This is a genomic window from Burkholderia sp. HI2500, assembly GCF_002223055.1.
Lineage (GTDB): Bacteria > Pseudomonadota > Gammaproteobacteria > Burkholderiales > Burkholderiaceae > Burkholderia.
Window position 1 is genome coordinate 954,783 of sequence record NZ_NKFL01000007.1, and the last position, 17,308, is coordinate 972,090.

General features: G+C 73.7%; 2 protein-coding genes. Both read right to left on the minus strand.

Translation table 11 applies throughout. The features are described from left to right. Entirely contained in the window at window positions 1–14,040 is a 14,040-nt protein-coding gene (locus tag CFB45_RS36365; protein WP_089429904.1) for a hybrid non-ribosomal peptide synthetase/type I polyketide synthase, read from the minus strand. Next, window positions 14,040–17,306, minus strand: coding sequence for a non-ribosomal peptide synthetase (locus CFB45_RS36370; protein WP_089429905.1), 3,267 nt, complete (start codon window positions 17,304–17,306; stop codon window positions 14,040–14,042). The genes CFB45_RS36365 and CFB45_RS36370 overlap by 1 nt, the downstream gene beginning before the upstream one ends. Window positions 17,307–17,308: the final 2 nt, after the last annotated feature.

Sequence of the window (17,308 nt, forward strand, 5' to 3'; positions counted from 1 at the left end):
TCAGGAATGATCGTGTTCGACTACGGGAACGGCGGCGTCGGCGACGAGCGCGAGCGCGGCCTCCATGTGCTCGCGCCACCGGCGCAGCAACCGTTCGGCAGTGGCGCGCGTGTGCACGGTGTTGCTGTAACGGCACTCGAATGCGAGTTCGCCGTCGCCCGCGACGCAGACGAGGTTCAGCAGGTGCGAACGTTGGTCGGTCGCCGCGCGATCCGCGCCCACCGCCTCGGGCGCGGCGGAGAACCACGCGGAAGGGCGCGCGGCGGCCGCCGAGACGAAATCGACGCTGACCTGCGGCTGCACGCAACGCCGCCACGCGTCGGCATCGACGCCGGCGGGCGGCGGCACGTCCGCGCCGCCCAGCGCCGCCGGCGGCAGCGCGGCGAGCGCCGCCTCCCACGCGCGCAGCGCGGCGACGCCCGGCGCGCCGGCGTGCTGCGGCAACAGCAGCGGCACGTCGCAGACGAAGCAGCCGAGCGCGCGCTCGACCGCCGGCCCGTCGTCGAGCCAGTCGCGGCCGTGCCGGCCGAGATCGGCGACCACCGCGCCGCCCGCCCATTCGGTCAGCGCGCGCGCGGCCGCCGCGATGGCGACGGTGGCGGCTTTCACGCGCAGGCGCTGCGGCACGACGGTGAGCATCCGTCGCGCCGCGTCGCCCGTCAGCCGGTCGCGCACGACCTGCTGGCTGGCCTCCGCGTTGTCGCCGGGTGCCGCGTGCCGATCCCGCGGCAGCGCGACGTTGGCCGCCATCGGCGCGAAGTACGCGGCGCTCTCGCCCGCCGCCCGCGCGGCGGCAATGCGCGCGTCCACCGCACGCAGATAGGCCGGGTACGCGAGCGTCGGCGCGGCCAGTGCCGGCGTCCGGCCGTTCGCATGCGCCGCATATGCGTGGGCCAGGTCGTCCAGCAGCACCGCCCAGCCATGGCTGTCCGCCACCAGCCCGTGCACGACGAGCAGCAGCCGGTCGCCGGCCGCGCCGCACCGGTAGTGCGCGATCCGGACCAGCGGCCCGTGCGCGAGATCGAAGCCCAGCTGCAGCGTCGCGCCGTGCGCGGCGATGAAGCGGGCCGCATCGTCCGCCGTGCCGAGGTCGTGGCTGCTGAAGCAGCGCTGCACGGCGTCCGCGTCCGCCGGCGCGATGCGGCCGGCCAGCGCGTGGGCATCGAATACGCAGCGCAGCCCCGGGTGCGCGTCGAGCAGCGAGCGGAACGCGGCCCGCAGCGCGTCGGCGTCGAGCGGCTGCGCCGCCTGAACGAGCAGCGAGCGGTTCCAGTGGTGCGCGTGCGGGCGCTGCAACACGCGCCGCTGATACGGCGTCAGCGGGAATCCGGACGCGTCGTCCGCCTCCGGCCGCACCGTCAGCGGTCGCAGGCATTCGGCCAGGTCCGCGAGGGTCGAGGTCGAGAAGAAGTCCTGAGGATCGACCGTCCAGCCCGCCCGGTTCAGTTGCGCGACGGCGCGCAACACCAGGATGGAGTCGCCGCCCAGCCCGAAGTAGTTGTCGTCCCGGCCGATCCGGTCCAGCCGCAGCACGTCGCGCAGCACCGCCAGCAGCGCGCGCAGCGGCGGCGCTTCGTCGCCGTCCGCGGCTTCGTCGGGCAGCACCGCCGTCGACACCCACTGGCGGTCGATCTTGTCACCGGACGTCTTGGGCAGCGACGGCACGATGGCCAGCGCATGCGGCACCAGGTGCGCCGGCGCCACGCGGCGCAACGCACGCAGCCGCGCGCGCGCCGCATCGCGTGGCGTGGCCGGCGCATCCGACGCGTCGGAACCCACGACGATGAACGCCTCCAGGCGCGGCGCCGGCGCATCGGGCCCGCTCGACAGCCGCACCGCCGCCTCGCGCACGCCGTCCTGGTCGAGCAGCAGCGCCTCCACCTCGGCCAGGTCGACGCGAATCCCGCGCACCTTGATCTGGCGATCGCTGCGGCCGAGGTAGACCAGTGCGCCGTCCGTATCGCGACGCACGAGGTCGCCGGTGCGATACATGCGCGCGCCCGGCTGGCCGGCGAACGGATCGGGCAGGAAGGCGGCGGCCGTCTGCCCGGGCCGGCCCGGATAGCCGCTCGCGAGCGCACTGCCGCCCAGGTAGAGCTCGCCGCGGCACAGCGGCGGCACCGGTTGCAGGTGCGCGTCGAGCACATAGGCGGTGGTGCCCGGCAGCGGCGCGCCGATCGGCACGTCGCGTTCGTCCGGGCGCGCGGCGGTCGGCACGTCGTGCACGACGGACGTGATCACGCTTTCCGTCAGCCCGTACGCGTTCATCAGCGCCACGCGGCCGCCCGTCACGGCGCGCCATGCCTGCACCGCCGCGAGCGGCACCGTCTCGCTGCCCGTCACGACCAGGCGCAGCCGCGCCGGCAGCGCGGCCTCGCCGAGCCGGATCGCACGCACCCATTCGCGCCAGAACGACGCGGGCAGGTTGAGAACGGTCGCGCGCTGCGTATCGAGCAGGCCGCTGAACGCACCGAGCGTCGGCCATGCCGCGCGATCGAGCAACAGCAGGCAGGCGCCGGCGGACAGCGTCGTGAAAATCTCCTCGATCGACACGTCGAACACGAGCGACGAGAACTGCACGACGCGGTCGTCTGCGGTCATCCGGTACGCGGCGCACAGCGCCTGGATCTTGTGCGCGACGGCCCGATGGCTGACGTCGACGCCCTTCGGCACGCCGGTCGAGCCGGACGTGAACAGCGTATAGGCGGCCTGCTGCGGATCGATGCACGCGGGCAGCGCGCCGGCGGGCGCATCGCCCAGCACGGCAAACGCGATCGCCGCGCATCCGGGCCATGCCGGCGCCGCCGCCGTGGCGTCGTGCACGAGCAGCACCGGCGCCGCCTGCGACAGGATCGCGTGCTGCCGCGCGGCCGGCGCGGCGGGATCGAGCGGCAGGTAGGTCGCCCCGGCGTGCAGCACGCCGAGCAGCGCCACCAGTGCGTCGAGCCCCGTCGGCAAGCACAGCGCGACGCGGTCGCCGGTGCGCACGCCGCGCGCGAGCAGTGCGCCCGCGACCTGGTCCACCCGGGCCCGCAGCGCCCCGTAGCTGAGCGTCTCGTGCGCGGTGGCGACCGCGGGCGCGGCGTTGCCGGCCGTCAGCGTGCCCGACAGCAGCGACACGAGGTCGGACGCCGCCCGCGCAGGCGCGTCGACGGTGCCGGACGCCGCCTGCCATGCCTGCCGCTGCGCGGCCGACAGCACGCCCGCGTCGCCCAGCGGCGCATCGTCCGGCAGCGTCAGCAACAGGTCCAGCGCCGCGTGGAACTGTTCGACCACCTCGTCCGCCTCGCCCCGCTCCAGCGCGCCGTCGCGTGTCAGCAGCACGCCGCCGTAGCCCGCGCCGTCGCGATGCAGGTTCATCGTCAGGTCGTATTCGGTTTCCGTTTCCGGCGTGTCCTCGAACGCGACGTCCAGCGCGCCGATCCGCACCTGGCGAACCGGCGCCTCCTGCATCGAGAACACCACCTGGAACAGCGGCGTCAGCGACGCGTCGCGCGGGCCGGCGAAACGCTCGACCAGCTTTTCGAACGGATAGTCCTGATGCGCGTGCGCGGCCATCACGCAGTCGCGCACCCGTTCGATCCATGCGCGCGTGCTGCTGGCCGCCGGGAACGCCACGCGCAATGCGAGCAGGTTGACGAAAAAGCCGACGAGCTCTTCGGTGCGGCTCGACGCGCGGTTGGCGACCGGCGAGCCGACCACCAGGTCGCGCTGCCCCGTGCGCCGCGACAGCATCAGCAGGAACGCGGACAGGAACACGACGTACGGCGTCGTCCGCAAGCGCCGCGCCAGCGCGTCGACCTGCGCGGCGCGCCCGGCGTCCACCGCGACGCGGCCGCTGTGCGCGAGGCGTCCGGGCGTGCGCGCGCGACGCCGGTCGCCGCCGAGGTCGAGCACCGGCGCGCCGTCCAGGTGCGCCCAGAACGCCTCGTGCGCCGCGTCGTGCCCGGCGGCGAACCGCGCCGCCTGCTCCTCGCTGTAGTCCGCGTAGTCCCACGCGGGCGGCGCGGCCTCCGGCGCGCGCCCCTGGCTCGCCGCGCCGTACAGCGACGCGAGATCCTGCGCGATCAGCCGGAACGACCAGCCATCGACGACGATGTGATGGAACGACATCAACAGGCACGCGCGGCGCGGCCCGAGTTCGAGCAGCCGCGCGCGGAACAGCGGCGGCCGCGCGAGACCGAACGGCTCCGCCCGCAGCGCGTCGCGATGCTGCGCGATGAACGCGCGCAGCGCGTCGTCCGTGTCGTCCGTGTCGTCCGTGTCGCCGGCGTACGCATGGATCGACAGCGCGACCGCCGCGTCGGCATGCACGTGCTGCTCGCCGCCGCCGTCCGGCCCCTCGTGGAACGACGTGCGCAGCACCGGATGGCGCGCGACCAGCCCGCCGAGCGCCGCGTGCAGCGCGGCGCGGTCGACGTCGCCGTGCAGATGCAGGCATTGCGGCAGGTGGAAGACCGAACCGCCCATGCCGAGCCGTTCGAGCGTCCACAGCCGGCGCTGCTGGAACGACATCGGCGCGCGGCGCGGCCCGGCGGCCGGCCGGCCAGCCGGCGTCGTTGCCGCCCGCTCGGCTGGCTGCGCGGGTTCCGCCTGCATGCGAATCGCGCAGGCCAGCCCGTCGATCGTCGGCGCACTGAAGAACGCCTCGAGCGTCAGCTCCGCATTCAGCCGCTCGTGAATCCGCGCGAGCACGCGCCCGGCCAGCAGCGAATCGCCGCCCAGCGCGAAGAAATCGTCGGTCGGCGTGATCCGCTCATGGCCGAGGCATTCCGTCCAGATGCGCGTCAGCGCATGCCGCACGTCGTCGGTTTCGACCGCTGCGGCGCGCGGGGTGTCGACCGCAACCGGTGCAGCAACCGGTGCAACGGCCGGCGCCTGCGGCTGCGCGCGCTCGAGGGGGCCGCCCTGCTGGGCCGGCAGCCAGTGGCGCGTGCGCTCGAACGGATAGCCCGGCAACGGCAGCCGCTTGCGGCGCTCGCCCGCGTACGCGTCGCGGCGCGTCAGTCGCGCGCCCTTCGCCCACAGCCGGCCGTAGCCGGCGAGCAAGGTCGCCATCGTGCGCGGCGCGCGCTCCGTGAAGCTTGCCAGCACCGCGTCGGCCGGCGCGCAGCGATGCGCGCGCACCAGCGCCGCGAGCACGTCGCGCGGGCCGATCTCGACCCACAGCGCGTCGCCCAGCGCCGCCAGCGTCCGCACGCCCGCCGAGAAACGCACGGTGCCGAGCACGTGCGCAGCCCAGTACGCGGGATCGGCGGCGCGCTGCGCATCCAGCAGCGTGCCGTCGAGGTTGGAGATCAGCGGGATGCGCGGCGCGTGCAGCGTCATCGTCGCGGCATGCGCCTGCACGCGCGCGGCCGCGTCGGCCATCATCGGCGAATGGAACGCGTGCGACGACGCGAGCGGCGCATGCGCGACCCCCGCGTTGCGCAGGTGCGCCGCGAACGCGTCGACCGCGTCCACCGGGCCGGACACCACGCACTGCAGCGGCCCGTTGACCGCCGCGACGGCGAGCGTCGGCGGCAGCTGCGCGGCCAGTTCGTCCTCCGCGATCGATACCGACAGCATCGCGCCGGCCGGCTGCGCCTGCATCGCCGCCGCGCGCGCCGCCACGAGGCCGACCGCGTCGTCGAGCGAGAACACGCCCGCGCAGCACGCGGCGACCAGTTCGCCGAGGCTGTGGCCGATCAGGTAGTCCGGCGTCACCCCCAGCGCCGCCCACGCCTGATACAGCGCGTACTCGTACGCGAACAGCAGCGGCTGGACCAGCGCCGTGTCGGTGGTGCTCGCGTCGCCCAGCAGGTACGGTTCGAGCGCCAGCCCGGCCGCCCCCGCGAACCGCCCGCACACGTCGTCGAGCGCGGCGCGGAACACCGGGTGCTCGCGATGCAGGTCGCGCGCCATCCCGGCGGCCTGCGCGCCCTGCCCGGTGAACAGGAAAATCACCGGGCGCGCGGGCGGCGCGTCGCCGGTGGCCGGCCACCCGCCCGCGGCCAGCGCGTCGAGCGCCGTGTCGCGCGACTCGGCAACCACGAACGCCCGGCACGCGTGGTCCTGCCGGGCGGCCTGCAGCGTATGCGCGACGTCGGCCAGCGCCCATTCCGGGTGGCGGCGCCACGCGGCGGCGAGGCGGTCCGCCGCGCGCCGCAGCCCGTCCGGCGTGGCGGCCGACAGCCGCAGGCAATGCGCGGCGGCGGCCGTCGGCGCATCCGCCTCGGGCGGCGCGGCTTCCAGGATCACGTGCGCATTGGTCCCGCCGATGCCGAACGAGCTGACGGCCGCGCGGCGCGGCGTGCCGCCGTCCGGCCAGTCGGCCGCTTCCGCGGTGAGGCGGAAGGCCGTGTCGTCGAGTTCGAGCAGCGGGTTGGGCGTGTCGAAATGCAGCGTGCCCGGCACCTTGCCGCGTTCGAGCGCGAGCGCCGCCTTGATCACGCCCGCGAGCCCCGCCGCGCTGTCCAGGTGCCCGACGCTCGTCTTGACCGCGCCGAGCAGGCGCGGGGCGCGTGCCGGGTGCTGGCCGTAGGTCGCCTTCAGCGCGGCCATTTCGATCGGATCGCCGAGCAGCGTGCCGGTGCCGTGCGTCTCGACATAGCCGACCGACGCGGCGTCCACGCCCGCGTCCGCCAGCGCGGCGCGGATCACCCGTGCCTGGCCCGCGGGGCTCGGCGCGGTGTAGCCGGCCTTGTCGTGGCCGTCGTTGTTGATCGCGGAGCCCTTGACGACCGCATACACGTGATCGCCGTCGCGGCGCGCGAGATCGAGCCGCTTCAGCACCACCGCACCCGCGCCGCTGCCCTCGACGGTGCCGCTCGCGGCCGCGTCGAAGGCGCGGCAATAGCCGTCCGCGGAAAAGATCCCGCCGGTGCGGTGCAGGTAGCCCGGCACGCCGTCGACGCCGATCGACGCCGCGCCCGCGAGCGCGAGTTCGCAGTCGCCCTGCGCGACCGCGCGCGCGGCCATGTGCAGCGCGACCAGCGACGTCGAGCACGCGGTGTTCAGCGTGACCGCGGGGCCGGTGAGGTTCAGCCGGTAGGCGATCTGCGTCGCGGGCTGGTTCAGCACGTTGATCTGGTACAAGCCGAGCGCGTCGACCGCGTCGCGGTTGCCGAGCACGTGGTTCGCGAGGTACTGGCTCGCGCCCACGCCGACGTAGACGCCCACGTCGCGCGCGAGCCCGGGCCCGGCATAACCGGCGTCCTCGAGCGCGCGGTAGCTTTCCTCCATCAGCTTGCGCTGCTGCGGATCCATGATCTCGGCTTCGCGCGGCGTATAGCCGAAGAACGCGGCGTCGAAACAGTCCGGATCACGAATCAACCCGCGCGCGGCGACGAAGCGCGGATTGCCGAGCAGGTCGTCCGGCACGCCGAGCGCGCGCAGCCGTGCGTCGTCGAGCCGGGTGATGCCGTCCTCGCCCGCGAGCAGCATGCGCCAGAACTGCTCGACGTCGTCCGCGCCCGACACGGCCGCGCTCATCCCGATGATCGCGACGTCGCGGCTGTCGACGGGCGATGGGCTCACGGCCGCGACCGCGACCGCGCCGTCGACATCCGCATCGGCCGACGACGTGCCGGACGCGGACAGCCAGCCGGCCAGCGTGCGAATCGTCGTGTAGCGGAACAGGTGATCGATGTCGACGTCGCGGCCGAATTCGCGACGCAGCCGCGCCTGGCACTGGATCAACGCGAGCGAGTGGCCGCCGGCGTCGAAGAAGTTGGTGTCCGGATCGATCTCGGCGAGGCCGAGCACGTCGCACCAGATCGCCGCGACCGCGCCCTCGGCATCGCCGGGTGTGCGGTGTGCGGGGGTGGCAGGGCCGGCGGAATCGGTGGCGCCCGCCGCGTCGAGCGGCCAGTCGGCCAGCCGGAGACGATCGATCTTGCCGCTGCCGGTCATCGGCATCGCGTCGAGCACGACGATCCGGTCGGGCACCATGTACGGCGGCAGCGCCTGTTGCGCATGCGCCTTCAGCGCGCCGTCCGGCAGCGCGCCCGCCGCCTGCACGAACGCGCAGAGCACGGCGCCCGCGCTCCCCGTACGCGCGAGCACCGCGACCTTGGCGACCCCCGGATGGCGGCCCAGCACCGATTCGACTTCGCCCGTCTCGATGCGGAAGCCGCGCACCTTGACCTGCTGGTCGTCGCGGCCCACGAATTCGAGGTCGCCGTGCCGATCGAAGCGGGCCAGGTCGCCGGTGCGATACAGCACGCGATCCGCATCGCCGGTCGCATACGGATTCGGCACGAAGCGCTCCGCGCTCAGTTCGGGCCGGTTCAGGTAGCCTGACGCCAGCGCGCGCCCGGACAGGTAAAGCTCGCCGGTCACGCCGATCGGCAGCCGTGCGAGATCGGGCGCGAGGATGTGCGTGCCGACGTCGCCCACCGCGCGGCCGATCAACACGGGGCCGCTCGCGCAGCGCCATACGGTTGCGTAGATGCTGGCCTCGGTCGGGCCGTAGGCGTTGAACAGCGGCGCGTGCGGCAGCACGCGCGCCGCCAGCTCGACGGTCGCCGGCAGCAGCGGCTCGCCGGCGGCGAATACCGCGCGCAGCGGGCTCGCCGCGCCGGCGTCGAGCGACTGCAGGAACAGGTGCAGCATCGACGGCACGAAATTGACCACCGTCACGCGATGCTGCTCGATCGCGCGCTGCAGGTAGCGCGGATCGTACTGGCCGTCCGGCCGCGCGATCACGATCGCGGCGCCCTTCATCAACGGCCACAGCATTTCGGTGAGCGAAACGTCGAACGATTGCGCGGTCTTCCACAGCACGCGATCGCCCGCGGCCAGCGGATACGTGCGGGCGAGCGCGTCGAACAGCGCGAGGATGCCCTCCTGGCGGCACAGCACGCCCTTCGGCGTACCGGTCGAGCCGGACGTATAGAGAATGTAGGCCGGGTCGCCGGGGCTGACGCGCGGCGCGGCGGCCAACGCGGCCGGGCCCGCTTCCGCCAGCGCCGCCTGCTCGACGAAGCGCACGCCGCACGCGCGCAGGCAGGCGGGCGCGGCGGCATCGCCGACGATCGCCTCCGGACGCGCGTCATCCACCATGAAGCGATGGCGCGCTTCCGGCAACGCGGGATCGAGCGGCAGATACACGGCGCCGATCCGGAACAGCGCGAGCACGGTCCGCAGCGTCGCCGCCGTGCGGCCCGCGCACACCGCCACGACGTCGCCCTGCCGCACGCCCAGCGCGACGAGCGCAGCGGCGTGCCGGTCGCACTGTTCGAGTAGCGCCGCATAGGTCGTTTCGCCCGTGTCGTCGATCAGCGCGACGGCGTCCGGCGCGGCGGCCGCGCACGCGGCAAGGCGCTCGCCGACGCTCGCGCCAACCGGCCGCCCCGGCTTCGGCGCCGCCCAGTCGTCGAGCCGCGCGAGCGTGGCAGGCAGCAGCCACGTCGCCGCGGGTGCGCCGGCAAGCCGCCGCAGCGCTTCGTGCTGCGCGTGCGCGATGTCTTCCGCGTCGGCGCGCCGCAGGCTGTCGGCCCGGTAGCCGACGATGCAACGCAGCCGCTGGTCGCTCGCGGAGACGGAGAAGTCGACCTGCACCGGAAAGCTGTTGACCGCATGGCCGTCGCGGCCCGCGAGCATCCGCACGTCCGCGTCGTCCAGCTCGCGCAGCACGTGGAAGCTCGTGAAATTGAACAGCACCTCACCCAGCTCGATCCCGCCGTTGTCCTGCCGGATCTGCTGCGACGGATAGAAGCGGTGCCGGAAAATACCCGACTCGATCTCGAACACCTGCCGCACCTGCGCGACGGGCGATGCCGCGCCGTCGAGCGCCGCGCGCACCGGCACCGAATTCAGGAACAGCCCGACCGCACGCGCCGCATGCTCGGTCTCGGGCCGCACGTGCGTCACCATCGACGTCAGCACGTCGCGCCGCCCGCTCAGCGCCTGCAGCGCGCGCAGGTGGGCAGCGAGCAGCACGCTCTTGAGCGGCACGTTCGCGTCGCGCGCGAGCGCGCGCAGCGCCGCCTCCAGTTCGACGGAGACCTCGACCTCCAGATAATCCACCCGTTCGTCCGCCGCGTCGCCCGGCAGCGGCGCGCGGCGCAGCGACAGCGCCTGCGCGCCGTCGAGCCGGCCGCGCCAGAACTCGCGCTGGGCCGGATCGGCGAGCGCGGCCTGTTCCAGTTCGATGAAATCCCGGTAACCGGCCTGCACCGGCTCGTCGTCCTGCGGGTTCCGCGCGCCCGTCAGGCCCGCCGTGTAGAGCCGGATGAATTCGGCGGTCAGCGCGGCCTCGCTCCAGCCGTCGAGCATCGCGTGATGGAAGCTCCACACCAGCTTGAAGCGCTGCGCCGCCAGCTTGAACACGAAGCAGCGAAACAGCGGCGCGGCGGCGATGTCGAACGCGGCGAACCGCTCGCCGTCCATGAACGCGGCGATCCGGGCGGCCTGCGCCGTCGCGTCGAGCGCGGTCAGGTCGGTGACCGTCAGCGGAATGCGCGCCGTGTCGAACACGAGTTGCAGCGGCACGCTGAACCCCTCCATCCGCAGCGCGGTGCGCAACGCCGGATGGCGGGCCGACAGCCGGTCGAGCGCGTGCGCGAGGCACGCTTCGTCGTACGCATACGCGACCTCGTAGCCGATCACGTCGTGGTACACGCTCGAGCGCTCGTGGCGCAGGCCGTGATAGAGCATCCCCAGTTGCAGGCGGCTGAGCGGATACGCGTCGACGACGCCGGCCGGCAGCCGCGCACGATCCGCTTCGCTCGTCAGCGGCGCCCGGGCGACGGCGGCCTCGGCCGGCGCAACTGCAACGGCGCCTGCCCCCGCGCCGCGCTGCCGCTCGATGTGCTCGCCCAGCGTCCGCACGCTCTGGTGGACGAACAGGTCCTGGATCTCGAATTCGAGCCCGTGGCGCTGCGCCTGCGCCTTCAGCCGGATCGCCAGCAGCGAATCGCCGCCGAGATCGAAGAAGCCGTCGTCGAGGCCGAACCCGCTGCGGCCGAGCACGTCTTCCCACAGCGTGCGCAGGACGCGCTGCGTGTCCGTCAGCGTCTCGGGCGCCGCGTCGACGGGCGCGTCGGCCGGCGTGAGCCGCGCGAGCGCGGCCCGGTCCACCTTGCCGTTCGCCGTCAGCGGAATGTGCGGCACCGCGTGGAAGCGCGCCGGCACCAGATGATCCGGCAGCGACGCCCGCAGCTGCGCGCGCAGGCCGGCTTCGTCCGGCACGTCCGCGCCCGTGCCCGGGCTTGCGGTCCAGTACGCGACGAGCTGCTTGTCGCCCTGCGGCGTCGCGTCGACCGTCACGACGGCGGCCTGCACGCCGCGGCACGCGGCCAGCGCCGCCTCGATTTCCGCCGGCTCGATCCGGTAGCCGCGCAGCTTCACCTGCCGGTCGCGCCGGCCGAGGTAATGCAGCGCGCCGTCATGCGCCCAGTAGCCGACGTCGCCGCTGCGGTACATGCGGGCGCCCGGCTCGCCGCCATGCGGATCGGGCACGAACGCGGCCGCGGTCAGGTCCGGCCGGTTCGCGTAGCCGTGCGCGACGCCGGGCCCCGCGATGTAGAGGTCGCCCGCCGCGCCGGCCGGCAGCGGATTCAGGTCGTCGTCGAGCACATACACCGACGTGCCCTGGATCGGCATGCCGATCGGCACCGTGCGCCCGGCCGCCAGCGCGCCGCGCACCGGGTACGCGGTGGCGAAGGTCGTGGTCTCGGTCGGCCCGTAGCCGTTGACCACCTGGCCGCGTTCCAGCAGCGCGCGGGCGCGCGCCACGTGCGGCAGCGACAGCACGTCGCCGCCGCAGACGAGGTAGCGCAGCTGCCGCAGCGCGTCCGGCGCGTGATCGACCATCGCCGCGAACAGGCCGCTCGTCAGCCACAGGATCGTCACGCCCGCGTCGACCAGCAACGGCCCGAGCTGGTCGAGCGACGCGTCGCGCCCAACCGGCACGACGAGCGACGCGCCGTTCAGGAGCGCGGTCCAGATCTCGAACGTCGACGCGTCGAATGCCGTCGGCGCGAACTGGAGGAACACGTCGTCCGGCGTCACGTCGAGATAGGCCGGCCGGTAGGCGAGCCGCAGGATCGCCTGCTGCGGCACGATGACGCCCTTCGGACGATCGGTGGTGCCCGACGTGTACATCAGGTACGCCGGCATCTGCGCCGGCAGCCCGCTCGCGACGAACGCGCCGTCGCGCGCGGCGATCTCGTCGTCGTGGTCCTCGAGGACGATCAGGTTCAGATAGCCGTCGCGCAGCGCATCGGTGCGCGCCACCACGTCGTCGCGCGTGACGATCACGCTTGCCTGGCTGTCGTCGATCAGGAATCGCAGCCGGTCCGCCGGATAGCGGCTGTCGAGCGGCACATACGCGCAGCCCGCGTTGAGCACCGCCAGCATCGCGACGATCAGCTCGGCGCCCGGCTCGAGGCACAGGCCGACGGTCGAGCCCGGCGACACGCCGAGATCGCGCAAGTGATCCGCCAGCCGGTTCGCGCGCAAGTTCAGCGCGTGGTAGTCGAGCGTCGCGTCGCCGTGGCGGATCGCCGTGCGGCCCGGATGCTGCCGCGCGAGCGCGTCGATCACCGCGCCGATCGAGTCGGGCAGCGGCTGCCCGAGCGGCCGGCTCTGCCAGCCGCGCAGCGCGTCGAGCGTGGCCGCGTCGCCGCGCGCGAGCGTGCCGAACGGCGCGTCCGGCTGCGCGGTCAGCGCGTCGAGGTACTGCGCGTAGGTGCGCGACAGCCGCTCGATATCGGCGGCCTCGAACAGATCGGTGCGGAACACCGTGCAGCAGCGCACGCCGTCGGACGTCAGCTCGGCGAACAGCGTCAGGTCGAACTGCGCGTAGCGGTACAGGTCGTCGCGCACCGTCATCGCCGGCATCCCGGCCGGCGTCGCCGGCTCGGCGGCGCCGGGCACCGCGCCTTTCGTGTCCTGCAGCACGAAGTTGACCTGGAACAGCGGGCTGCGCGCGGCATCGCGCGCGACGCCGACCTGCTCGACCACCTGGTCGAACGACACCGCCTGATGCCGCAGCGCGTCGGCGACGGTGTCGCGCTCGCGCTCGACCAGCGCGGCGAACGTGGCGCAGCCTTGCCGCGCGGTGCGCAACGCGAGCAGGTTCGCGAAGAAGCCGACGATGCGCTCGCTGCCCGGATGCACGCGGTTCGACGCGGTCGTGCCGATGCAGAAGTCGTCCTGGCCGGCGTAGTCGCCGAGCAGGCACCGCCACGCGGCCAGCATCACGGTGAACAGCGTGCCGCCCTGCCGGCGCGCCAGCGCCTCGGCCCGCGCGCGCACGGCGGCGGGAATCGTGAAGAACACCAGTTCGCCGTCGTGCGCGCGCCGCGGCGGGCGCGGCAGCGCGAACGGCAATTCGAGCGTCGTCGCGCCGGCCAGCCGGCCCTGCCAGTAGGCGAGGCTCGGCGCGCTGTCCGCGGCGCCGCGCGCCTGCTGCCACAGCGCATAGTCCGCATAGTGCGGCTCGTCGTCGGCCGGCGGCTCGAGCTCGCGGCCCGCCAGCCGCGCCGCGTAGGCCCGCCACCAGTCGGCCAGCATCAGTTCCAGCGACCACCCGTCGACGATCAGGTGATGGGCGGTCAGCACGAGAATCTGCCGCGCGTCGCCGACACGATGCAGCGACACGCGCAGCAGCGGCCCGTGCGCCAGGTCGAACGGCTGCGCGATTTCGGCGGTGATCGTGCGGGCGATGTCCGCGTCGGTCGCGCCCGCCGCATGACGATGGACGGGCAGCGACGGATCGAGCGCGGGGTGCACACGCTGGTACAAGCCGCCGTCGCGCGCGTCGAACGTCGTGCGCAGCGCCTCGTGCCGCGCGACCACGTCGCACAGCGCCGCCCGCAATGCCGCTTCGTCGAGCGTGCCCGCAATCTCCAGCACGTGCGGCACGTGGAAATGGCCAGCGCCGCCGCTGATCGCCATCTGCACCCACATCCGCAATTGTTCCGCCGACGCGGGCAGGTCCGCCGGCCGCGCCTGGCGGGTAATCGCGTCGCGGCTGCCCGCGCCGCGCTGCCTGCCGAACGCTTCGAGCAATTGGCGACGCTTGTTTTCGGTGGAATCGTTATGCGACATCAAACCAGCTCTCCCGACGATGAAAACAGTGTGAGTAGTTCGTCCATGTCGTCCGGCGCGAGGCGATCGAGCAGCGCTTCGAGGCGGGCCTCCCGCTGGGCTTTCTGGCCGAGCGCGACCAGCACCTGTGCGCTGAACCGGTCGAGCTGCGGTGCGCCGAACAGCAGCGGCGGCGACAGCAGCAGCCCGTAGCGGCCATTCAGACGCGCGATCAGCTGGATCGCCTGCACGGAGCTGCCGCCGAGCATGAAGAAATGATCGTCCGGCCCGATGTCGGCGACGTCGAGCACGGCCGACCACTCGGCGGCGACCTCGGCCTGGAACGGTGTCTTGGCGCGCGCCTCGGCGCCGCGCGCGCGCGTCTCGAGCGCCGCGTCGGCGAGCTGGGCCAGGCGCTTGCGGTCGATCTTGCCGGCCGGCAGCAGCGCGATGCGCTCCACCACGTCGATGCGCGCCGGACGCATCGATTCGGGCAGCCGCGCGGCCAGCTCCGTGTGCAGCGCGTCCACCGGCCAGCTGTCCCACCCCGCGGCCGGCTCGACGAACGCATGCAGCAGCCGCACGCGCCCGTGCACCCGCACCGGCACCACCGCGCACTGCGCGATGCCCGGCAGCGCCAGCAGGCACGCCTCGATCTCGCGCAGTTCGATCCGGTTGCCGTTGAGCTTGACCTGCTCGTCGCGCCGGCCGAGGTAATGCAGTTCACCGTGCTCGCCGAACATCGCGATGTCGCCGGTGCGGTACATGCGCGCGCCTGCACGGCCCGCGTACGGATCGGGCACGAAGCTCGCCGCGGTGAGATCCGGGCGGCCGACATACCCTTGCGCGAGCCCCGCGCCGCCGATGTACAGCTCGCCCGCGCGGCCGGGCGCGCAGGGCTCGAGGCCCGCGTCCAGCACGTACAGCGACACGTTGTCGATCGGCCGGCCGATCGGCACGCCGGCGCGCGCGTAAGCCTCGCCCGGCGCGCAATGCCACACGCTCACGTCGATCGCCGCCTCGGTCGGCCCGTACAGGTTGGCGAGCCGCACGCCCGGCAGCAGCCGGTGGAAGCGCTCGGCCTGCTCGGCGAGCAGCGCCTCGCCGCTGCAGACGACCAGCGCGAGATCCGGGAAGCGCTGCCCGGGCACCGCGTCCAGGAACGCGTTCAGCATCGACGGCACGAAGTGCGCGACCGCGATGCGCGCGTGGCGCAGCAGCGCCGCCAGCCCGGCCGGGTCCTTGTGCAGCTCCGGCGGCGCGATCACCAGCGCATGCCCGCTCTGCAGCGTCCACAGGAATTCCCAGACCGACACGTCGAAAAAGTACGGCGTCTTCTGCAGCACGCGCACCGGCGCGGCATCGGCGAGCAGCGAGCCGTGCCAGTCGAGCCGGTTGACCAGCGCGCGATGCGTGTTGGCGACGCCCTTCGGCGCGCCGGTGGAGCCGGACGTGTAGATCACGTAAGCGATCCCGTCCGGGTGCAGGCGCCGCGCCGGCAGCGGCTCGGCGGCGAGCCACGCCGCCCGGTCGTCCAGCGCCTGCCGCGCGGCCGGCCCGGCGGGCAGGCGCGCCAGCAGGTGCCGCTGCGTAAGCAGCAGCGCGAGCCCGGCATCGTCGACGATGCGCCGCAGCCGCTCCGGCGGCGCGGCGGGATCGAGCGGCACGTAGGCCGCGCCCGCGCGCAGCACCGCGACGATCGCCAGCACCATTTCCGTCGAGCGCTCGCAGCACAGCCCGACGAGGGCCCCCGGCGTCACGCCGCGCGCCGCGAGAAAACCCGCGAGCCGGGCCGACAGCGCATCCAGTTCGCGATAGGTCAGCTGCTCCGCGCCGAACTGGACGGCCGGCGCATCCGGCGTCGCGGCGCACTGCGCGGCGAAGCGGGCCGGCCAGTCCGTCGCGTCGAGCGGGCGCGCGGGCCCGTGCCAGTGGCGCGCGAGCCGCGCGCGCTGCTCGGGCGCCAGCAAGTCGACCGCGAGCGCGGGCTGCGCGTCGTCGTCCAGGTACGCGCGCAGCAGCCGGCCGAAGGACGCGGCGAACTCGCCGATCCGCGCCGCCGGCACGCGGCCCGTGTCGTATTCGAGATTCACGTGCAGGCCGTCGGGCGTCAGCTGATACGCGAAGTTCAGGTCGAACGGCCGCTCCGCGGCGACCGCCGGCAGCAATTCCGCTTGCACGCCGTGGAAGGCGAGCGGTGCGTCCTGCACGAAGAACGCTTCCGTCACGCCGACGTTGAAGACGGGCGCATCGGCCAGCGAGCGCGTGCGCCGCAGCGCCGTCACGAGATCGGTCAGCGACAGCTGCTGATGGCGCTTGGCCTCCGCACGCTGGGCGGTGGTGCGCGCGACGATGTCGATGAACGTGTCGCCCTGCCGCAGCGAAAAGATCATCGGCAGGTTGTTCACGAAGCATCCGCTGGCCTCGCGAAAACCCGGCGAGCGCATGTTGACGGGATAAGTCACGACCAGTTCGCGCACGTCCTGCCAGCGGGCCAGCGCGATCGCGAACAGGCTCGACAGCACGAGAAACGGGGTCGACCGGCTCGCGCGGGCACGCGCGCGCAGCCGGCGCGTGATGTCCGCGTCGAAGCGCAGCCGGTGGATGCGCCCCTCGCCCGGAGCGGCCGATGCCGGTGCCGCTGCCGCTGCCGCCGCGTCGAACTCGAGCCCGAGCGGCGCGTGCGCCAGCGCGCCGAGCCAATAGGCGAGGTCTTCGTCGTAGCGCGGCGACGCGCGGTACGCGGCTTCGAACGCGAGCTGCTCGCCGAGACCGCGCAACGTGCGGGCGGGCGCCGGGCCCACGCCGAGCGCGTGGTTGTACAGCGCCGTCAGCCGCTGGTTGATGTACACCGCCGAAAACGCATCGGAGATGATGTGCGGAAAGCTGAGCACGAGCCGGTGCACGTCGGCCTCCTCGCGCAGCAGCGCGAAGCGAAACAGCGGCGCGTCGTCGAGCGCGAACACGTGCGCCGCGCGCGCGGCGATCCACGCGTCGGCCTCGGCGGCGTCCAGCGCCGGCGCCGCCCGCGCGTCGCGGTAGTCGAGCGCGACCGTCACGCGGTCGTGCACGTCCCGCACCACGCCGGCGTCGCCCATCCGGAACGAGCTGCGGCATCCTTCGTCATGCTCGTGGACGAACGCCTCCAGCGCGCGCCGCAGCGCGTCGCGATCCAGCGGACCCGACAGGCGGTAGACGAGCGCGGTCGTGTAGGCCGACGAGTGCGGATTGAGCTGCCACTCGAGCCAGAAGCGGTACTGATAGGCTGAAAGCGAAGTGGTACGCATGG